The organism is Vibrio paracholerae (genome assembly GCF_037672085.1).
In the GTDB taxonomy this organism is placed as follows: domain Bacteria; phylum Pseudomonadota; class Gammaproteobacteria; order Enterobacterales; family Vibrionaceae; genus Vibrio; species Vibrio cholerae.
Genome location: NZ_JBBHLM010000002.1, coordinates 2489016 through 2509207, shown reverse-complemented (window position 1 = coordinate 2509207; position 20192 = coordinate 2489016). Strand labels below are relative to the sequence as shown.

Genomic DNA, 20192 nt, shown 5'->3' with positions numbered 1-20192 from the left:
ACTAAAATGAATTCGATGCTGATTGATGGCCAAAAAATGGCTTACCTTGATGTCGGGGAAGGCGAAGTGTTGCTCTTTGGGCACAGCTATTTGTGGGATCACCAAATGTGGGCTCCGCAAGTGGCGGCGTTAAGTCAACGCTATCGTTGCATTGTTCCAGATTTTTGGGCGCATGGCGCTTCAGAGGCCGCCCCTGCTACGATGAGCAATCTCAAAGATTACGCTCAGCATATGTTGGCGCTGATGGATCATCTGCAGATTGAGCATTTCTCTGTGATTGGCTTGTCGGTGGGTGGGATGTGGGGCGCAGAGCTAGCCTTACTCGCGCCAAAGCGAGTTCAATCTCTGGTTATGATGGATACTTTCGTGGGTCTTGAACCGGAAGTGACCCACAAAAAATACTTCGCCATGTTAGATACCATTGCTCAGCTGCAAGCGGTGCCCGCTCCGATTGTGGAGGCGGTTGTTCCTATGTTTTTTGCATCTAACACGTTGAAAAACGAGTTGCCTGTTGTGGCGCAATTTCGCTCGGCTCTGCAAGGTTTGAGCGGCGAGCGTGCTGTTGAAGTGGCGCGTTTAGGGCGCATGATTTTCGGGCGTCGTGATTTGATGGATGAGATCGAACACTTAACTCTGCCTGTACTCATCATGGTCGGCAGTGAAGATACTCCTCGCCCAGCATTAGAGTCTTACCTGATGCAAGATACGATTCGAGGCAGTCAACTTGAAGTGATTGAAGGGGCGGGACATATCAGTAGTTTGGAGCAGGCAGAATCGGTGACACACCACCTGCAAACGTTCTTAGCAACCGTATATTGATTTTTCTGCCATTGATGAAATGGCGATCACCTATTGAGCCGCGCACGGTTACACGACGCGGCTCTCTTCATCATCGCTCGGCTTCTTATTCTTTTCACCGACCTTGGGCTCGGTACCCGCAAACAGGCGCTTCACGTTTTGATGATGGCGCAGCACAATCAAACAGCACAACATGGCAACTGGAAGCGTGTACTGTGGCTTAATCAGCCAAGTGTAGAGGGGCGCGAGCAACACAGTGACTAAGGCTGCAAGCGACGAGTAGCGAAACAGTACGACAACGACAAGCCATGTGGCCATCACCATAGCGGTTAAATCGAGCCCAATCGGTGCGATTGCACCTAACGCGGTTGCCACGCCTTTTCCACCTTTGAAATGGAAAAAAATCGGGTACATGTGACCAAGGCAGGCGGCGATTGCCACCAACCCCAACATAAAAGGTTCAATATTGAGGAAGTAACCGCCCCAAACAGGGATGGTGCCTTTGAGCATGTCACACAACAAAACGGCCACTGCGGCTTTTTTGCCACCGATGCGCAGCACATTGGTGGCTCCGGGGTTTTGTGAGCCCACGTCACGCGGATCGGGGAGACGCAGAACACGACAAATCAACACCGCACTGGAAATTGACCCCAGTAGATAGGCAAAAATGATCATGCTGAGCGCCAATGGAGTCATAACAGCCTCAAACTGCGTGTTTCGAAAAGTTATCTCGAATAAGTATTTTTATTCCCTGTTGAATAAGAAAAAATCTTTTAGGATTTAGCATCTTGAACAGGTTTGGGTATATCATATCGCGATTGAGCGGATAGTACGATTTTTTCATCGGTTTGGGTATCCGACCTGTGAACAGGAAGCGATTGAGCATGGATAAAGTGTTTATTGAACAGTTGGAAGTGATCACTACGATTGGGGTCTACGACTGGGAACAGCAGATTAAGCAGAAATTGGTGCTCGATCTGGAAATGGCGCACGACAACCGTGCAGCGGGAAAAAGTGATGATGTAGCGGATGCTCTGGACTATGCCCAAGTCAGCCAAGCTGTGCTGGAGCATATCGAACAAGGGCGTTTTTTACTGGTAGAGCGTGTGGCTGAAGAAGTGGCTGAACTGATCATGACTCGCTTTGCTGTGCCTTGGATCCGCATCCGTTTGACCAAGCCGGGCGCAGTGCCGCAAGCCAAAGGAGTCGGCGTGATCATCGAGCGAGCGCGTGGATGATCACCGCTTATATTGGTGTTGGCTCAAATCAGGATCGCCATCAGTCGATTGAAGCAGGCCTTCGTGCATTAGCCGAGCTGGCGAGTCAGTGGCGTCTGTCCACGATTTATGAGTGTCCATCCGTTGGGTTTGCCAGTCATCCTTTCTTCAATCTGATGGTTGAGATTGAGACAGAGCTTGCGCTGCCTGAACTGATGAAGCAGTTAAAAGCGATCGAACTGCGTTGTGGCCGTTTGCCGAATGCACAAAAGTATCAGGATCGAACACTGGATCTTGATATTGTGCTGTATGGCGATTGCGTATCGGAGAATGATCCAGTGCTGCCTCGACCGGATATCTATCGCTATCCGTTTGTGATTCAACCTTTATATGAGCTCTGTCCGCAGCGAGTGATTGCTGGTGATGGTCGAACTGTTGAGCAGATTTGGCAACAAGCGCAGGATTTAGCATTACTCACCCCAGTACCGATCTGGTTTTCTATTAACGAGAAGAAACAATCATGAGTTATTTTGAGTCGTTCATTCTGGCTTTAATTCAAGGCTTTACCGAGTTTTTACCGATTTCTAGCTCCGCACACCTGATCTTGCCTTCGGCTATTTTAGGTTGGGAAGATCAAGGCCTAGCTTTTGATGTGGCCGTGCACGTAGGCACACTTGCTGCCGTCGTGATCTACTTTCGAAAAGAAGTGGTTTCGTTATTAAGTGCTTTTTTTGCTTCGATTTTTAAAGGTGATCGCAGCAAAGAAGCCAAATTGGCGTGGTTGATCGTGCTGGCTACGATTCCGGCTTGTCTGTTCGGTTTTGTGATGAAAGATATTGTTGAGCTCTATTTGCGCAGCGCTTGGGTCATCGCGACAACGACTATCGTGTTTGGCCTTTTACTCTGGTATGTCGATAAACATGCAGAGCTCAAAGCCGACGAATATCAAGCAGATTGGAAAAAAGCGCTGTTTATTGGTTTAGCGCAGGCCGTGGCTATTATTCCTGGCACTTCACGCTCTGGCGCAACCATCACCGCTGCGCTCTATCTTGGTTTTACCCGTGAAGCGGCGGCGCGTTTTTCATTCTTAATGTCGATTCCAATTATCGTATTGGCGGGCAGTTATCTGGGATTGAAACTGGTGACCAGTGGTGAACCCGTACACAGCGGTTTCTTACTGACAGGCATCATCACTTCATTTATCAGTGCTTACATCTGTATTCACTTCTTCCTGAAGCTCATCTCTCGTATGGGCATGACCCCGTTTGTGATTTATCGCTTAGTGCTTGGTGTAGGTTTATTTGCGTTTTTATTAACTCAATAATCACCTGCCAGCGAGCGCCTTTTCTAGGCTTTATGGTATAAATAGGCAGCATTCGAGCAAGTGACCAACGCCACGATTTTGTGGCGTTGGTTTTGAAAGAAAGATGGATTGGTTATGCGAGTATTTGCTTTGACTCTAAGCCTGCTATTGGTCTGGCTGCTTTATACCCTGATGTGGGGCAAAAACGGTGTGATGGATTTTCGCGCTGTACAAGCGGAAATTGAAGTGCAGCAGCAGGTGAATGCCAACCTTCACCTACGCAACCAAGAGATGTTTGCTGAAATTGATGACCTGCGCCAAGGGCTAGATGCGATTGAAGAGCGTGCCCGTAACGAATTGGGTATGGTCAAAGATGGAGAAACCTTCTATCGCATCATAGGTGAGGAGTCGCGCCAATGAACAACATGACAGCGATTGTGCCCGCCGCGGGTGTGGGTAGCCGCATGCAAGCGGATCGCCCTAAGCAGTATTTAACCTTGCTCGGTAAAACGGTGCTCGAACACACCGTTGAACATCTTTTAGAACATCCTCTCATCGAACACGTTGTGGTGGCGGTGAGTGCTGATGACCCCTATTTTGCGAATTTGCCTCTGGCGCATCATACGCGTGTGATTCGTGTCGATGGCGGCAAAGAGCGGGCTGATTCGGTATTGTCGGCACTGGAATATGTCGGTCAGCATCGCCTCAGTGAATGGGTATTGGTGCATGATGCGGCGCGTCCGTGTGTGACTCACGCCGATATCACTCAGCTCATCACCACGGCTTTAGCTCATCCGATTGGTGCGATTTTGGCCTCGCCCGTGCGCGATACCATGAAACGTGGCGATCACTTACAGCAGATTGAGCATACGGTCGATCGCACCGCGCTTTGGCATGCGCTGACACCGCAAATGTTTCGTACCCAATCACTGCGAGAGAGGTTATTTGCCGCGTTGCAGCAGCAAGTCACGATTACCGATGAAGCCTCAGCTTTTGAATGGCGAGGCGAAAAGCCTGCTTTAGTGACAGGACGTTCCGACAATATCAAAATTACTCAACCTGAAGATCTCGCGTTGGCCGAGTTCTATTTAAGTCGTAATAAGGAAAAATCATGATCAGAATTGGCCACGGCTTTGATGTACACCGTTTTGGCGGCGAAGGTCCCATCATTATTGGTGGAGTGAAGATCCCTTATGAGCAAGGATTGATCGCCCATTCTGACGGTGATGTGGCACTGCACGCGTTAAGTGATGCCTTGCTCGGCGCGATTGCTGCCGGAGACATTGGCCGCCACTTCCCGGATACCGATGATAAATGGAAAGAGGCAGACAGCCGCGAGCTCCTCAAAGATGTGTATCGCCGTGTCAAAGCACAAGGTTATGTGCTTGGTAATGCGGACGTCACTATCATTGCTCAAGCGCCGAAAATGGCCCCTTATATACAGGCGATGTGCGCGGCGATTGCCGAAGATCTGGAAACTGATCTGGGCAATATTAATGTCAAAGCTACCACAACAGAAAAACTTGGCTTTACCGGACGTAAAGAAGGTATTGCCTGCGAAGCGGTTGTACTTTTGCGCAAAGCTTAACTCAGCCTATAAAAAATTTTGGAATTAAGATGACTGATATTCTCTCTCCTCTGGCTTATTTGTGCGGTAAACCGACTGCGAAAGCCAAACTCAAAGCGCTACCAGAACACTTTCAAGTCAATGAAGTGTTGGGTTACTCCTTAACTGGCAGTGGTGAACACTTAATGGTGCGTATTCGTAAGACAGGGGAGAATACCAGCTTTGTGGCCAATGAATTAGCCAAGGCTTGTGGCGTGCCTTCACGCGCGGTGAGCTGGGCCGGGTTGAAAGATAGACACGCGGTTACCGAGCAGTGGCTGAGCGTGCATCTGCCGAATGGCGAAACACCGGACTTCTCTGCGTTTCTGGCGCAATACCCTAGCATTGAAATTCTTGAGGTCACTCGTCACGATAAAAAACTGCGTCCGGGCGATTTGCAAGGTAATGAGTTTATCGTCACCTTATCCGAAGTGAGCGATGTTCCTGCGGTATTAAGCCGGTTGCAAACGGTCGCTGAACTGGGTGTGCCCAATTACTTTGGTAGCCAACGTTTTGGACGTCATGGCAATAACCTCAGTGAAGCACGCCGTTGGGGACGTGATAATGTCCGTTCGCGCAATCAGAATCAGCGCAGCCTCTATCTATCTGCCGCTCGTTCGTGGATTTTCAACCAGATTGTCTCAAAGCGAATTGAACAAGGCTGTTTTGCTCGCTTTATTGAGGGTGATATTGCTTTAGCTGAGCAGCAAATGTTTAATGTTGATGGTGATTTAGCCCATTGGGAGCAACGTTTACAAGCCGGAGAGGTAGCGATTTCAGCGGCTTTGGCGGGCGATAATGCTTTGCCGACTTTTGGCCAAGCATTACAACTGGAACAAGCCGAATTGGATGCCGAGCCTGATTTAATGGCGTTGATCCGAGGTAATCGCATGCGCCATGATCGCCGAGCGATCGCCTTAAAAGCGCAAAATTTAAGCTGGCAAGTGCAAGACGATCAAATTACTCTGCGTTTCTCACTGGATGCAGGCAGTTTTGCGACTTCTTTGGTGCGTGAACTGATCGAAGAGATCCCTGTTGTACGCCATTATGATCAAAACCATGAACAAGAGAACCGCGATTCAGAGAGTGAAGATTAAGATGAAGATTCTACTCAGTAATGATGATGGCGTTTACGCACAAGGCATTCATGCTTTGGCGGATGCATTGCGTGATTTAGCGGAGATTGTGATTGTCGCGCCGGATCGTAACCGCAGTGGTGCCTCGAATTCACTGACCTTAGAGCATCCATTACGAGTGTCGCAAATTGCCGAGAATACCTATTCCGTGCAAGGTACTCCGACCGATTGCGTACACTTTGCGCTTAATGAGCTGATGAAAGACGCGCTACCGGATCTGGTGCTGAGCGGAATTAATCACGGAGCTAACTTGGGTGATGACGTACTTTATTCCGGTACGGTTGCGGCGGCAATGGAAGGGCATTTTCTTGGTGTGCAGTCAATCGCCTTTTCTCTGGCGGGAACGACTCATTTTGCCAGCGCTGCTCACTTTGTGCGTCAATTGGTTGAATTGCATCTGGCTAACCCCATTCCTACCAATCGCTTACTTAACGTGAATATTCCAGATCGGCCTTTAGAACACATTCAAGGTATCGAAGTAACCCGCTTAGGTGCGCGTCATCACGCCGAAAGCATGATAAAGCAGAAAGATCCGCGTGGGCATGATATTTATTGGCTTGGACCTCCAGGGAAAGAGCAAGATGCCGGTCCGGGAACAGATTTTCATGCGATTGAGCGTGGCTGGGTATCACTCACGCCGCTACAAGTTGACCTAACGGCACATGAATCACTGCGCAGCATGGATCATTGGTTAAAGGAAAAGGTGAATGGCTAACCCAAAAGCCGACAGACTGATTCAATTTTTAACTGAGCAGGGGATTACCTCACCACAAGTGTTGGCGGCAATCCATGCACTGCCACGCGAGTTTTTTGTCGCCCCAGCTATGATGCATCAAGCCTATGACAATAATGCGCTGCCTATAGGGCAAGGCCAGACCATTTCGCAACCCTATATCGTGGCGAAGATGACTGAATTGTTGGCATTAACCCCAGAAACCAAAGTGCTAGAAATTGGCACGGGATCTGGTTATCAAACCGCAGTGCTCGCCAAACTGGTTAATCATGTGTTTACTGTCGAGCGGATCAAAACCCTGCAATGGGATGCGAAAAGACGCTTGAAACAGTTAGATATCTATAATGTGTCTACCAAGCATGGGGATGGCTGGCAAGGTTGGCCTGCTCGTGGACTTTTTGATGCGATCCTTGTTACGGCAGCTGCGGCAAAGGTGCCGCAAAGTCTGTTGGATCAGCTTGCTGATGGCGGGCGTATGGTGATCCCTGTTGGCGAGGATGAGCAATATCTGTACAAAATTGTACGCCAAGGTAGTCAGTTTATTTCTGATCGAGTTGAAGCCGTGCGTTTTGTGCCACTGGTCGCGGGAGATCTTGCCTGATGACGCTTTACTCTTTCCGACTGGGCTTATTATTGTTTTGCAGCTTATTACTTGGCTGTACTGCGCCTACCCCAGCACCAGTCTCTGGATTGGGTAAAGATTACAACAAAGTTGAGCGTGGTAGTTATCGCGGAAGTTACTATGAAGTTAAAAAAGGCGACACGCTCTATTTTATTGCCTACCTCACAGATAAAGATGTAAATGACTTGATCAGTTACAACAACCTCGCTCCACCGTACACCATTCATCCTGGACAAAAGATTAAGCTTTGGTTGCCTAATTATACTCCTCCTGCCTATGGTGGAACTGGAGGCGCAGCTACAGTGACTGTGGCTTCAAGCACAAGTGCGAGTGCAGCCAAAACGGTGGCGACGACGACAGTTGCTCAACCAGTGAGCAAAAGCTCTAATACCAAAAATGTACAAAATGGGTCAGTGAATAGTCAAAATTTGACTAAAAAAGATTCAGTTAAGACGGTTGATCAAACAAAAACAAAGGAGTATGTTGAACCTGTCGGTAAACAAAATGTTAATGTTAATGTAGTAAAAGCTAAACCTTCGGATGAGAAGGTAGCAAAGTGGCTATGGCCGACAAAAGGTACAGTCATAAAGAATTTTTCTGCGGGCGATCAAGGCAACAAAGGGATAGACATCGCTGGCCAACGTGGTCAGGCTGTCGTTGCTACTGCAGATGGAACCGTAGTGTATTCGGGCAATGCATTACGTGGTTATGGCAACCTAATCATCATAAAACATAATGAGCACTACCTAAGTGCCTATGCCCACAATGATCAGCTGCTAGCAAAGGAAGGACAAACAGTGCAAGCCGGCCAGAAGATCGCCACCATGGGAAGTTCTGGTACTAACAGCGTACGCTTGCACTTCGAGATCCGTTATCAAGGGAAGTCAGTGAATCCTAAACGCTACTTACCTTAACTCATATTGCTAAGGTCATACTGCAAAGGTTGTAAATCGCTATGACTCGCAAAGTTGCCAGGGGGAGGCCGCTATGAGTGTCAGCAATACCGTAACCAAAGTAGAAGAGTTCGATTTTGAAGATGAAGCACTGGAAGTGCTAGAAACTGATACCGAGCTCGCCAGTGATGAAGAATTAGTTGCTGTTGAAGGGGCAAGTGAAGACGTTCGTGAAGAGTTTGATGCTTCTGCGAAAAGTCTTGATGCGACCCAGATGTATCTCAGCGAAATTGGTTTTTCACCGCTCCTTACTGCCGAAGAAGAAGTGCTTTATGCTCGTCGTGCCTTACGTGGTGATGAAGCCGCACGTAAACGCATGATTGAAAGTAACTTGCGTCTGGTGGTAAAAATTTCACGCCGTTACAGCAACCGAGGATTAGCACTGCTCGATCTGATTGAAGAAGGTAATCTTGGTCTGATCCGTGCGGTTGAGAAATTCGATCCAGAACGCGGTTTCCGCTTCTCTACCTACGCAACATGGTGGATCCGTCAAACCATTGAACGTGCGCTGATGAACCAAACACGCACCATTCGTCTACCGATTCATGTCGTCAAAGAGCTGAACATTTATTTGCGTACTGCTCGCGAATTATCACAGCGCCTTGACCACGAACCTACGCCAGAAGAAATTGCTCTTGAGTTAGATCGACCTGTCGATGATGTCACTAAGATGCTGCGTCTTAACGAACGGATCAGCTCAGTGGATACGCCAATTGGTGGGGATGGAGATAAGGCACTGCTGGATATTTTGCCAGACTCTCACAATGCCGATCCTGAGTTTTCAACTCAAGATGATGACATTCGTGAATCGCTGCTCAACTGGTTGGATGAACTTAATCCAAAGCAAAAAGAAGTGCTTGCTCGTCGCTTTGGGCTTCTTGGCTATGAACCATCGACCTTGGAAGAAGTGGGTCGTGAGATCAATCTCACTCGTGAGCGTGTTCGCCAAATCCAAGTGGAAGGTCTACGTCGTCTGCGTGAGATTTTGGTGAAACAAGGTTTGAATATGGAAGCGCTGTTTAACGTCGAATACGACAACTAATTTTTTCCAGACTCATCCAAAACTAAGGCACCCGGTGGGGTGCCTTGTTGTTTCTGGAATCTGTAGATTCCATGCTTGAGATATGGGCAATAGCTAGAGCAGCTTTTTCAATTGATAGAGCATATCCAGAGCTTGGCGAGGTGTGAGCTGGTCAGGATCTACGCCTGCCAAGGCTTGCTCAACGGCACTTGGCTCAGGAATTAAGCTCAACTGGTTGGCAATATCGACGCGGCTTGGCTTACGAGTCTCGGCAGGTTGTGAGCTTAATAGCTCAAGTTGTTGTAACTTGGCGCGCGCATTTTTAATCACGGGCTTGGGTACGCCAGCCAGTCCTGCTACGGCTAAACCATACGATTTACTCGCGGCACCCTCTTGCACTGCATGCATAAAGGCGATGCCATCACCATGTTCAACCGCATCTAAATGAACATTCGCTAGATGAGGTAACACATTCGGCAGTTCGGTTAACTCAAAATAGTGAGTAGCAAACAGCGTCATGGCACCAATCTCTTTGGCAAGCCACTCGGCACTCGCCCAAGCGAGCGAGAGTCCGTCATAAGTACTGGTACCGCGGCCAATCTCATCCATCAACACCAAGCTGTTACGGGTCGCATTGTGCAAAATATTGGCGGTCTCCGTCATCTCCACCATAAAGGTTGAGCGGCCGGACGCAAGATCATCGGACGCGCCGATACGGGTAAAAATACGATCCAGTGGGCCGATTGACGCACTTTCAGCAGGCACATAACTGCCGATATGCGCCATCAGTGCAATCAAGGCGGTTTGACGCATGTAAGTCGATTTACCGCCCATATTCGGGCCAGTAATGATCAGCATGCGTCGCTGTGGATTAAGTTCGATCGGGTTGGCGATAAACGGCTCATTCATTACTCGCTCTACCACAGGGTGGCGACCACCTTGGATGTGAATACCCGCCTCTTGAACCAGCGTTGGGCGACAATATTCCAAGTTTTCTGCACGCTCTGCGAGGTTTTGCAGCACATCCAATTGAGCAACGGAAGCCGCCAGTTGTTGCAATTGCTCAAGATGCGGCAACAGCAAATCAAACAACTCTTCCCACAGCTGTTTTTCTAACGCTAAAGCACGAGACTTAGAATTGAGCACTTTATCTTCATGCTGTTTAAGTTCTTCGATGATGTAACGCTCAGCATTTTTTAAGGTTTGGCGGCGTACATAGTGGGGAGGCACTAAATGGCTCTGACCCCGGCTCACTTGAATGTAGAAACCGTGCACATTGTTATAACCCACTTTCAGGGTATCAATGCCGTGACGATCGCGCTCTTCGGCTTCCAAGCGTTCCAGAAATTCGGTTGCGCCATTGGCTAAATCGCGCCATTCATCCAGTTCGGCACTGTAACCATCGGCAATGACACCACCATCACGAATCACTACGGGTGGGTTTTCTTTGATCGCACGTTCGAGTAAATCGCACAATTCATTCATCGGCTCGGCATAGGTGCGTAGCTCGGTAAGGTGAGGCTGCTTAAGCTCGCTCATGACCGAGTGCAATTCTGGTAACTGCTGCATGGCGTGACGTAGGCGAGCTAAATCGCGCGGCCGCGCTGAGCGCAGCGCTAGACGGGCGAGGATCCGTTCAATATCGCCAATCTGCTTGAGTACAGGATGCAGTTCATCATACAACGCTGTTTCTTTGAGCTCAGTGATCGCATCTAAACGCTGATTGAGAGTGGCGTTATCGCGCATCGGTTGGTGGATCCAACGTTTGAGCATGCGGCTGCCCATGGGGGTAGCACAATGGTCGAGCACATCGGCCAATGTATTGTCCGTTCCACCAGCTAAGTTATAAGTGAGCTCAAGATTGCGCCGCGTCGCGGCATCCAAAATCACCGATTGATCTTGGCGATCCCAAGTCAGTGAACGGATGTGTGGCAAAGCAGTACGCTGAGTATCTTTCACGTATTGGATCAAGCAGCCTGCTGCGCACAAGCCAAGTTTTGCTTGCTCAACCCCAAAGCCAACCAGATCGCGCGTGCCAAATTGCTGGTTGAGCTGCTGTTTCGCGGTATCGAGTTCAAACTCCCAAATTGGGCGACGGCGGTTGCCTTGGCGGCTTGCCATTAGATGCACTGGCGAAAAATCTTCAGGAAACAAGAGTTCACGAGGCGAAGTGCGTTGCAGTTCTGCCGCCATCTCTTCTTCGGTTTGCGGTTCACTGAGCTGAAAACGGCCGGAGGTGATATCCATGGTCGCGTAGCCAAAGCGGCCGTTATGGTGATAAATCGCCGCGATCAGGTTATCGACTCGCTCTGAGAGCAGGGCTTCATCGGTCACCGTTCCCGGGGTCACAATCCGCACCACTTTGCGCTCAACGGGGCCTTTGCTGGTGGCTGGATCGCCAATCTGTTCGCAGATCGCGACCGATTCCCCCATCTGGACGAGTTTCGCCAAATAACCTTCCACGGCATGGAAAGGCACACCCGCCATAGGAATGGGTTCACCCGCCGATGCGCCGCGTTTGGTTAAGGAAATATCTAGCAGTTCAGAGGCGCGTTTGGCATCGTCATAAAACAGTTCGTAAAAATCACCCATGCGATAGAACAGCAGAATGTCTGGGTTTTCCGCCTTGAGTCTTAAATACTGTTGCATCATCGGGGTGTGGTGCGAAAGAGACTCGCTCGGTGAGGCGTTCGATTTCATCATAATCTTATGTCGCTGCTTATCATCATCTGCGCAGGCCTTGCGGCATTTCATCACAAGGCGGGCATGGGTCACTTAAAAACGGTTACAGAGAATAGCAAACCTGACTAGGGCGGGGCAATTGAGCTCTTGCTTTGCATGGTGATGACCTTACGGCTCATCAGGCCATCGCCGCAAGAGGTTTACCGAAAAGCGCGTAGGGAGCGTGATATGGATACCAAGTCAAACCGGTTTCGACACTCAGCCTAAGCCGAGTGTCGGAAAGCTCGGTTAGGAAAATAATCCTGAGGATAAATAACGGTCGCCACGATCGCACACAATCGCTACCACTACGGATCCCGGATTTTGTTGGGCAATCTGCAAAGCGGCAAACACGGCTCCGCCAGAGCTGACGCCGGCGCAAATTCCTTCTTCACGCGCAAGGGCGCGAGCGGTCTGTTCGGCGTCAGTTTGAGTCACGTCCAGAACCTGATCGACTCGTGCAGCATCAAAAATGCCGGGGAGGTAGGCTTGTGGCCAACGGCGAATGCCGGGAATTGCGCTGCCTTCCGAGGGTTGTAAGCCGATGATCTGGATCTGCGGATTTTGCTGTTTCAGGTAGCGAGAGACGCCCATTATGGTGCCTGTGGTGCCCATGCTTGAAACAAAATGAGTGATTTTGCCTTGGCTTTGCTGCCAGATTTCTGGGCCAGTGGAGCGAAAATGTGCGTCAGGGTTATCCAAGTTATTGAATTGATCCAATACCTTGCCTTTACCTTCTTGCTGCATCTGTAAGGCTAAATCGCGTGCGCCTTCCATCCCTTGTTCTTTGCTAACCAAAATCAGCTCAGCGCCATACGCGCGCATCGAATCTTTGCGCTCTTGAGTGGCGTTATCGGGCATGATCAGAATCATCTTGTAGCCTTTGATGGCGGCAGCCATAGCCAACGCTATGCCAGTATTACCACTGGTGGCTTCAATAATGGTATCGCCGGGCTGCAAACTGCCGCGCGCTTCGGCTTGCACAATCATATTAAGGGCTGGTCTATCTTTCACGGAACCCGCTGGATTATTGCCTTCGAGCTTCACCAATACTGTAGAGCGGCCTGAATCGAGGCGCTGTAAACGCACCAAGGGCGTTTGACCTACATAATCTTCAAGAGTGGGGAAATCAGACACAGGGCGATCCTTCTATTCTAATAGTGACAACCGATATACCCTTCCTACTTGAAGCTGCAGCGGTGTTGGCTACGTTCGTTCACCCCAATCACATAGTCTATCTATGCTCATGGGGACTCACTCACTTGCCGCCTACCTGCAACTCCAAGTTGTTTGGGTATAAAGCTTCTGTTGATTGACGGCGCAGCGTAAGACGACTCTTTGCCAGCGGCGTTATTTTCATGTCAGCAGTATAAGAACGACTTTATCTTCGGCATACAATTTATTGCTAGAAATTATTCCAAAACGTTCTATTAATGTTCTTTTTTATAAACGATTTTCCTCATAATCTAGCAGCATAAAGGAAGCCATCTTGGCACTTGTGATTCTGGAGTAGAACAACATGAACCGAATTAAATCGACATTAACAGCGTTACTGCTAGCAGGCTCGTTCCAAGCCTCTGCGGCCGATCAAACCATTCTCAACTCATCTTATGATATTGCTCGTGAGCTGTTTGTGGCTTACAACCCTGTGTTTGCTGAGCATTGGCAACAAAAAACAGGGAAGACGGTCGAAATTAAACAGTCGCACGCTGGATCATCGGCTCAAGCGCGTTCTATTCTGCAAGGCCTAGCGGCAGATGTGGTGACGTTTAACCAAGTGACTGATGTGCAAATTCTGCACGACAAAGGCAAGCTGATCCCAGCAAACTGGCAAACCCTGCTACCAAACGCGAGCTCGCCTTATTACTCCACCACCGCATTTTTGGTGCGCAAAGGCAATCCGAAGAACATCCAAGATTGGAGTGATTTGGTACGTGATGATGTGAAAAGTGTGTTCCCGAACCCGAAAACCTCAGGTAATGCGCGTTACACCTACTTGGCAGCGCTAGGCTTTGCACAAAAACAATTTGGTCAGGATAACCAAGCGCAGCAAGATGAGTTTTTGAAGAAGTTTCTGGCTAACGTCGCGGTATTTGATACTGGCGGTCGTGGTGCAACCACATCATTCGTTGAGCGTGGGATTGGCGATGTGCTGATCACCTTTGAATCGGAAGTGAATAACATTCGTCAGCAATACGGTGCGGATGATTACCAAGTGGTGGTGCCGAAAACCTCGATTTTGGCTGAATTCCCGGTCGCGGTAGTGGAGAAAGTGGCAAAACGTAATGGGACTTATGATGTGGCGACCGAATACGTTTCATACCTGTACAGTGAGCCAGCACAGCGTTTGCTTGCAGAATTTAACTACCGTGTGCACGATGCCAAGGTACAAGCTGAGTTTGCTGAGCGTTTTCCCGCCGTTGAATTGCTGACTGTGGAAGGGATCGCCGGTGGCTGGGAGCAAGCGATGAAAACCCAGTTCGCGAATGGGGCTAAATTGGATCAACTGCTGCGCCGCTAATCTTGTCTGACATTTCTCTAGGTTGCCCAATGGATGGGCAACCTTAATTCCACCCTGATGTATCGAAAGAGGTTTTATGGGTCAAACGCTTGCACACTCTCGCCCGCGCCAGCAACGGGTTTTACCCGGTTTTGCGTTGAGCCTCGGTGTCTCTTTGCTGTTTGTCAGCTTGATCCTGCTGCTGCCTGCCACTGGGCTTATCATGCAGACCAGCAACATGACCTTTAGCGAGTATTGGCAAGTGATTGCCGACCCTCGTGTTGTGGCAAGTTATAAAGTGACGGTTGGCTCGGCCTTGATTGCTTCACTGTTTAATGGCTTGTTTGGTTTGCTGCTTGCTTGGGTGTTGGTGCGTTACACTTTTCCCGGCAAACGTATTCTTGATGCGCTGGTCGATCTTCCTTTTGCGCTGCCCACCGCGGTGGCTGGGATTACCTTGGCAACGCTGTATTCGACCAATGGCTGGATTGGTAGTGTACTTGCTGAGTTAGGCATCAAGGTCGCTTATACGCCACTTGGTATTATTGTGGCGATGGCCTTTACCAGTATTCCCTTTGTGGTGCGCACGGTTCAGCCTGTGTTAGAAGAAATTTCCCGTGAAGAAGAAGAAGCGGGCATGACGTTAGGTGCATCCGACGCTGCTGTGTTTTGGAAAGTGATTCTCCCTTCACTCAAACCCGCTTTATTGGTCGGAACGGCGTTGTCTTTTACGCGCAGTTTAGGGGAGTTCGGAGCGGTGATCTTTATTGCCGGCAACATGCCCTACATCAGCGAAATTACCTCGTTAATGATCTTCGTGCGTCTGCAAGAGTTTGATTTCCCAGCGGCGAGCGCGATTGCCTCGGTTGTGCTGCTGACCTCACTTTTGTTACTACTGATGATTAACCTCTGGCAAGGCGCTTATCTGCGTCGCATTCACGGACGATAGGAATCAGTTTATGGCACATTCTCAGCCTTTACGTGTCGGTGAAAAGCCGTGGGTGAAATGGAGTTTGATCGCATTGGCTCTGCTATTGGTGGCCGTTCTGCTGCTGATCCCACTGCTGAGTATTTTCCAACAAGCGTTTGCCAACGGCATTAGCGCTTATTTCAGTTACTTTAATGACCCCGATACGCGCCACGCGATTGGGTTAACTCTGGTGGTGGCACTACTGACAGTGCCAATCAATCTGGTGTTTGGTGTGCTGCTCTCTTGGCTAGTGACCCGCTTTGAATTTGTTGGTCGCAAGTTTTTGATTACCTTGATTGATATTCCGTTCGCTGTTTCTCCGGTGGTGGCGGGGCTACTTTACCTGCTGCTCTATGGCACCAGTGGCTGGTTGGGCGAATGGTTGTATGAGCGCGATCTGCAAATCATGTTTGCTTGGCCGGGCATTGTACTGGTGACTGTGTTTGTGACCTGTCCGTTTGTGGCGCGTGAACTAATTCCACTTATGCAGCAGCAAGGACGTTCGGATGAAGAAGCTGCGGTGATTTTGGGCGCATCATGGTGGCAGCTGTTTCGCCGAGTCACTCTGCCTAACATTAAGTGGGCACTGATTTATGGCGTGATCCTCACCAATGCTCGCGCGGTGGGGGAGTTTGGCGCGGTAGCCGTCGTTTCAGGCAATATTCGAGGTGAAACCAATACCTTGCCTTTGCATGTACAGCTTCTGTACGAGGATTATCAATCGCAAGCGGCCTTTGCTAGCGCTTCGCTACTGGCGTTTATCGCCCTATTAACACTATTACTGAAAGCTTTGGTCGAGTGGCGTCAAGAGCGCCTTCAGGCGGTCGAGCATAATGAGCAGGGAACTTTATGAGCATTCGTCTAGATAATATCTCTAAACATTTTGGCCAGTTTCAGGCGCTTGCCCCGCTTTCTCTCAAGATTGAAGATGGTGAAATGATTGGTTTGTTAGGGCCATCTGGCTCCGGAAAAACCACGTTACTGCGCATTATTGCCGGTTTGGAAGGGGCGGATTCTGGCACGATTCATTTTCGTGATCGTGACGTAACCAATGTGCATGTGCGCGACCGCCGAGTTGGCTTTGTGTTCCAAAACTATGCGCTGTTTCGTCATATGACGGTGGCCGATAACGTAGCGTTTGGCTTGCAGGTGATGGAGCGTGCTCAGCGTCCAAATCCGGCGGAAATTCAAAAGCGCGTGAAGCAACTGCTTGAAATCGTACAACTTGGTCATTTGGCGCATCGTTATCCAGAGCAGCTTTCTGGAGGCCAAAAGCAGCGTATTGCGCTGGCTCGCGCACTGGCAACTCAACCTGAAGTGCTACTGTTGGATGAACCGTTTGGCGCTTTGGATGCCAAAGTGCGTAAAGAGCTGCGCCGTTGGCTGCGTAGTCTGCATGATGAGTTAGGTTTTACCAGCGTGTTTGTGACGCACGATCAGGATGAAGCCTTAGAGCTGTCTGATCGCGTGGTGGTGATGAGTAATGGCCGCATTGAGCAGATTGATTCGCCGGTTGAACTTTACGCTCAGCCCAATAGCCGCTTTGTGTTTGATTTCTTTGGGAACGTTAATCAATTTGCGGGTGAGTGGCAAAATGGTCAGTGGGTTAATGGCTCTGCCTTTATTCAGCCACCAGAGAGTGACGCGACGCGTCAAAGTGGTTTGCTCTATGTGCGCAGCCATGAGTTGGCGCTGTCAGATAAAGAGAACAGCCAAGCCTCATTGCCGTTTGAAGTGGTCTCGATTAACCCGGTTGGGGCAGAAGTACGCGTTGAGCTAGCGCCTGTCGGTTGGCAAAGCCAAGAGTTGTGGGAAGCCAAACTTTCACATCGTTCTTTAAGCGAAAAACGCTTGAGTCGCGGCGATCAAGTCTTCGCTACACCGCAAGTGGGCTATTTCTTTGCCAGTGAAGGACAAAGTAGCCCGAGCGTCCTACGCTGGCCATTCTTGGCTCCGGGTAGTTTGATGTTTGAAATCTGATGCTTGAAATACGATGGCTGAAATTAGACCGAGAAAGAGTGCCCAAGGGCACTCTTTCTATTTGGGACGATTGCAATTAGCGCCTAATTCGGTAGTTTAGCCTGCAGTTTTACCAAGCAAAATGAAACACCAGTGACACAATAAAACAGAAGCGAGAGGCAAGCGTATGAAAACACTGCATTCCTTGAGTGAGCAGCTAGGAGGGCTACTGGCTAACCAGCAGCAGATCCTCGCTAGCGCAGAATCTTGCACCGGCGGTGGTGTGGCTTATTGGGTGACTGAAGTGGCCGGAAGTTCGGCATGGTTTGATCGCAGTTTTGTGACTTACAGTAATGAAGCCAAACAAGAAATGCTCGGTGTTCGGCAAGCAACATTACAACAATTTGGTGCGGTTTCAGAGCAGACCGTTGAAGAGATGGCGCTTGGCGCGCTCTTGCATTCAAGGGCTACGCTAGCAGCTTCGATTAGCGGCATTGCTGGCCCTGGTGGCGGTAGCGTAGAAAAGCCAGTTGGCACCGTTTGCTTCGGTTTTGCCAGTGTTCAAGGTTGGCTCAAAGTGGAAACCTGCCATTTTGCAGGCGATCGCGAACAAGTGCGTCAGCAAGCCATAGCGCATGTGTTGCAAAGCTTGATTGAACATCTCGCAGCAGATCAGGTTCAAAACGTTAACTGAGCCAAACTTTTTTCTATACAGGGGTGGACACTGTACAAATCAACAGTATAATGAGCCCCAACATGACAAATCAGCGTCGACCCGATTTCGACACAATTACCTATCACCTGAGAGTGACTATCCGGAGAGAGTAATGGACGAGAATAAACAGAAGGCACTTGCGGCCGCCCTCGGTCAAATTGAAAAACAATTTGGTAAAGGCTCCATCATGCGCTTAGGCGACAACCGCGCGATGGATGTAGAAACCATTTCGACCGGTTCTCTGTCTCTGGATATCGCGTTGGGTGCTGGTGGCCTACCAATGGGACGTATCGTTGAGATCTTCGGCCCTGAATCTTCGGGTAAAACGACACTGACTCTGGAACTGATTGCTGCTGCGCAACGTGAAGGAAAAACCTGTGCGTTTATCGATGCCGAGCACGCGTTGGACCCGGTTTATGCCAAGAAATTGGGCGTGAATATCGATGAGCTACTGGTTTCTCAGCCAGATACCGGCGAGCAAGCACTGGAAATTTGTGATGCACTGGCTCGTTCTGGTGCGGTAGATGTGATTGTTGTTGACTCGGTCGCGGCTTTGACACCAAAAGCTGAAATTGAAGGCGAAATGGGCGATAGCCACATGGGTCTCCAAGCGCGTATGTTGTCGCAAGCGATGCGTAAATTGACGGGTAACCTCAAGCAATCCAACTGTATGTGTATCTTCATCAACCAAATTCGTATGAAGATTGGTGTGATGTTTGGTAACCCAGAAACCACGACAGGCGGTAACGCACTGAAATTCTACGCTTCTGTTCGTCTGGATATTCGCCGTACTGGTGCAATCAAAGAAGGCGAAGAAGTGGTGGGTAACGAAACCCGTATCAAGGTTGTGAAGAACAAGATTGCGGCACCGTTTAAAGAAGCCAACACTCAAATTATGTATGGCCAAGGTTTTAACCGCGAAGGCGAGCTCATCGATCTTGGTGTGAAACACAAGATGGTTGAAAAGTCAGGTGCTTGGTACAGCTATAACGGCGATAAAATCGGCCAAGGTAAAGCGAATGCCTGCAAGTATCTGAAAGAAAACCCAGAAATTGCGAAAACTCTAGATAAAAAACTGCGTGAAATGCTGTTAAACCCAGAAAACATGCAGCTGATCGCTGAAGCATCTTCTGCGGCGGATGACGTTGAATTTGGCGCGGTGCCAGAAGAGTTTTAATCGGCAGGCTGAAAGCAAATAGGTTCAGCCTCTCAATCTCGATGTGAATGAAGCCCTGCAATGCAGGGCTTCTTTTTGGCTGCCAATTGAGTGAGTGACTCAAAACTCACCGTTAGCCTAATAGGGAGTTCCATGAGTTTCTACTTAGCCACTTGCCGACAAAGTGCCTTGCAACTTCTGAGTCGCCGCGATCATAGCGAATATGAGCTACACCAAAAATTAGCTCTCAAAGGTCATCCTACCGAAGTGATTGATGAGGTTGTGAAGTACGTTTTAGAGCTAGGGTATTTGAGTGATGCCCGTTACGCAGCAAGTCAGGTTCGACAAATCGTTCAGAAAGGTTACGGTGAGCAGCGTTTGCGCCAGCAACTCAAAGAAAAGCGGGTCGCGGAAGAGGTGATTGAGCAAGTCCTCGCCGAGCAAACGATAGATTGGTTTGAACTAGCGAAAGAGGTCGCACACAAGAAATTCAAAAGCGGCATCAGCCTTGAGCGCTCGCAATACGCCAAACAAGTTCGGTACTTACAGTACCGTGGTTTCAATTTTGAGCAAATCCGCTATGCGCTTCAAGCCAGTGAGATTGATGAGTAACCGCTTTCACCCTCTACATTCCTCTTATTAATCCCGCTCTGGATTTTATGCATCTTGGCTGAGCTGCCGCTCGACACACATTCAGTTTGCTGAAGAGAAGAAACTAGGCGAACTGTTATCCTTGCTTTACAATAGCGCAAAATTCTAACTTGATTATTTCAGGAAGAGCT

The 20192-nt window shown here is 49.3% G+C and carries 22 protein-coding genes; 19 read left to right on the top strand and 3 right to left on the bottom strand.

Annotated features, from left to right (window positions below):
- Positions 1 to 6 precede the first annotated feature (6 nt).
- Positions 7 to 819 carry an alpha/beta fold hydrolase gene (locus tag R4537_RS16495; RefSeq protein ID WP_042988180.1) on the top strand — a complete coding sequence of 271 codons (813 nt, stop codon included), beginning with the start codon at positions 7 to 9 and terminating at the stop codon, positions 817 to 819.
- A gap of 48 nt (positions 820 to 867) precedes the next feature.
- Here the strand turns inward: R4537_RS16495 and plsY are convergent, their stop codons facing one another.
- Entirely contained in the window at positions 868 to 1494 is a 627-nt protein-coding gene (gene plsY / locus R4537_RS16490; RefSeq protein ID WP_000188020.1) for a glycerol-3-phosphate 1-O-acyltransferase PlsY, read from the bottom strand.
- Between the two features lie 188 nt (positions 1495 to 1682).
- On the opposite strand from plsY, the gene folB reads away from it, so the two are divergent.
- The 11 genes from folB (at position 1683) to rpoS (ending at position 9410) form a co-directional block, all read left to right on the top strand.
- Positions 1683 to 2036 (top strand): bifunctional dihydroneopterin aldolase/7,8-dihydroneopterin epimerase, encoded by a 354-nt coding sequence (folB, locus tag R4537_RS16485; protein WP_000361952.1) that lies wholly within the window; start codon positions 1683 to 1685, stop codon positions 2034 to 2036.
- Positions 2033 to 2539: a 2-amino-4-hydroxy-6-hydroxymethyldihydropteridine diphosphokinase gene (gene folK / locus R4537_RS16480; protein WP_071179096.1), complete on the top strand. Its 507-nt coding sequence runs from the start codon at positions 2033 to 2035 to the stop codon at positions 2537 to 2539. The genes folB and folK overlap by 4 nt, the downstream gene beginning before the upstream one ends.
- Complete coding sequence (locus R4537_RS16475) at positions 2536 to 3339, top strand: undecaprenyl-diphosphate phosphatase (RefSeq protein WP_071179097.1); 804 nt, start codon at positions 2536 to 2538, stop codon at positions 3337 to 3339. The genes folK and R4537_RS16475 overlap by 4 nt, the downstream gene beginning before the upstream one ends.
- 114 nt (positions 3340 to 3453) lie before the next feature.
- On the top strand, positions 3454 to 3738 hold the full coding sequence (gene ftsB, locus R4537_RS16470) for a cell division protein FtsB (protein ID WP_001263189.1): 285 nt from the start codon (positions 3454 to 3456) through the stop codon (positions 3736 to 3738).
- On the top strand, positions 3735 to 4433 hold the full coding sequence (ispD, locus tag R4537_RS16465; RefSeq protein WP_071179098.1) for a 2-C-methyl-D-erythritol 4-phosphate cytidylyltransferase: 699 nt from the start codon (positions 3735 to 3737) through the stop codon (positions 4431 to 4433). Before ftsB ends, ispD begins: the two co-directional genes overlap by 4 nt.
- Entirely contained in the window at positions 4430 to 4906 is a 477-nt protein-coding gene (gene ispF, locus R4537_RS16460; protein WP_071179099.1) for a 2-C-methyl-D-erythritol 2,4-cyclodiphosphate synthase, read from the top strand. The genes ispD and ispF overlap by 4 nt, the downstream gene beginning before the upstream one ends.
- Before the next feature lie 29 nt (positions 4907 to 4935).
- On the top strand, positions 4936 to 6021 hold the full coding sequence (gene truD / locus R4537_RS16455; RefSeq protein ID WP_071179100.1) for a tRNA pseudouridine(13) synthase TruD: 1086 nt from the start codon (positions 4936 to 4938) through the stop codon (positions 6019 to 6021).
- A gap of 1 nt (position 6022) precedes the next feature.
- Entirely contained in the window at positions 6023 to 6775 is a 753-nt protein-coding gene (surE, locus tag R4537_RS16450; protein ID WP_071179101.1) for a 5'/3'-nucleotidase SurE, read from the top strand.
- Entirely contained in the window at positions 6768 to 7394 is a 627-nt protein-coding gene (locus R4537_RS16445) for a protein-L-isoaspartate(D-aspartate) O-methyltransferase (RefSeq protein ID WP_000002980.1), read from the top strand. Before surE ends, R4537_RS16445 begins: the two co-directional genes overlap by 8 nt.
- On the top strand, positions 7394 to 8329 hold the full coding sequence (locus tag R4537_RS16440; protein ID WP_071179102.1) for a peptidoglycan DD-metalloendopeptidase family protein: 936 nt from the start codon (positions 7394 to 7396) through the stop codon (positions 8327 to 8329). The genes R4537_RS16445 and R4537_RS16440 overlap by 1 nt, the downstream gene beginning before the upstream one ends.
- A 73-nt stretch (positions 8330 to 8402) precedes the next feature.
- On the top strand, positions 8403 to 9410 hold the full coding sequence (gene rpoS / locus R4537_RS16435; RefSeq protein ID WP_000116739.1) for an RNA polymerase sigma factor RpoS: 1008 nt from the start codon (positions 8403 to 8405) through the stop codon (positions 9408 to 9410).
- Positions 9411 to 9503: 93 nt separating this feature from the next.
- Here rpoS and mutS read toward each other — a convergent pair whose 3' ends face one another.
- Together mutS and cysM are read right to left on the bottom strand one after the other, a co-directional pair.
- Positions 9504 to 12092: a DNA mismatch repair protein MutS gene (gene mutS, locus R4537_RS16430; protein WP_071179107.1), complete on the bottom strand. Its 2589-nt coding sequence runs from the start codon at positions 12090 to 12092 to the stop codon at positions 9504 to 9506.
- 267 nt (positions 12093 to 12359) lie between these two features.
- Positions 12360 to 13247: a cysteine synthase CysM gene (gene cysM / locus R4537_RS16425; protein WP_001914090.1), complete on the bottom strand. Its 888-nt coding sequence runs from the start codon at positions 13245 to 13247 to the stop codon at positions 12360 to 12362.
- A 382-nt stretch (positions 13248 to 13629) separates the two neighbouring features.
- On the opposite strand from cysM, the gene cysP reads away from it, so the two are divergent.
- The 7 genes from cysP to recX all read left to right on the top strand — a co-directional run bounded on the left by cysP (position 13630) and on the right by recX (position 20022).
- On the top strand, positions 13630 to 14631 hold the full coding sequence (cysP, locus tag R4537_RS16420) for a thiosulfate ABC transporter substrate-binding protein CysP (protein ID WP_001079830.1): 1002 nt from the start codon (positions 13630 to 13632) through the stop codon (positions 14629 to 14631).
- 76 nt (positions 14632 to 14707) lie between these two features.
- The gene (cysT, locus tag R4537_RS16415; protein WP_001914089.1) at positions 14708 to 15559 is read left to right on the top strand and encodes a sulfate/thiosulfate ABC transporter permease CysT; all 852 of its coding nucleotides are present in this window, start codon (positions 14708 to 14710) and stop codon (positions 15557 to 15559) included.
- Between the two features lie 10 nt (positions 15560 to 15569).
- Positions 15570 to 16433, top strand: a complete 864-nt coding sequence (gene cysW / locus R4537_RS16410; protein ID WP_000951362.1) for a sulfate ABC transporter permease subunit CysW — start codon at positions 15570 to 15572, stop codon at positions 16431 to 16433.
- Positions 16430 to 17560, top strand: a complete 1131-nt coding sequence (locus R4537_RS16405) for a sulfate/molybdate ABC transporter ATP-binding protein (RefSeq protein ID WP_000027769.1) — start codon at positions 16430 to 16432, stop codon at positions 17558 to 17560. The genes cysW and R4537_RS16405 overlap by 4 nt, the downstream gene beginning before the upstream one ends.
- 166 nt (positions 17561 to 17726) lie before the next feature.
- A complete protein-coding gene (gene pncC, locus R4537_RS16400; protein ID WP_000853812.1) occupies positions 17727 to 18233 on the top strand; it encodes a nicotinamide-nucleotide amidase in 507 nt (168 codons plus the stop codon).
- 133 nt (positions 18234 to 18366) lie between these two features.
- Positions 18367 to 19431: a recombinase RecA gene (recA, locus tag R4537_RS16395; protein WP_002031026.1), complete on the top strand. Its 1065-nt coding sequence runs from the start codon at positions 18367 to 18369 to the stop codon at positions 19429 to 19431.
- A 132-nt stretch (positions 19432 to 19563) separates the two neighbouring features.
- Positions 19564 to 20022: a recombination regulator RecX gene (gene recX / locus R4537_RS16390; protein WP_071179103.1), complete on the top strand. Its 459-nt coding sequence runs from the start codon at positions 19564 to 19566 to the stop codon at positions 20020 to 20022.
- Positions 20023 to 20192: the final 170 nt, after the last annotated feature.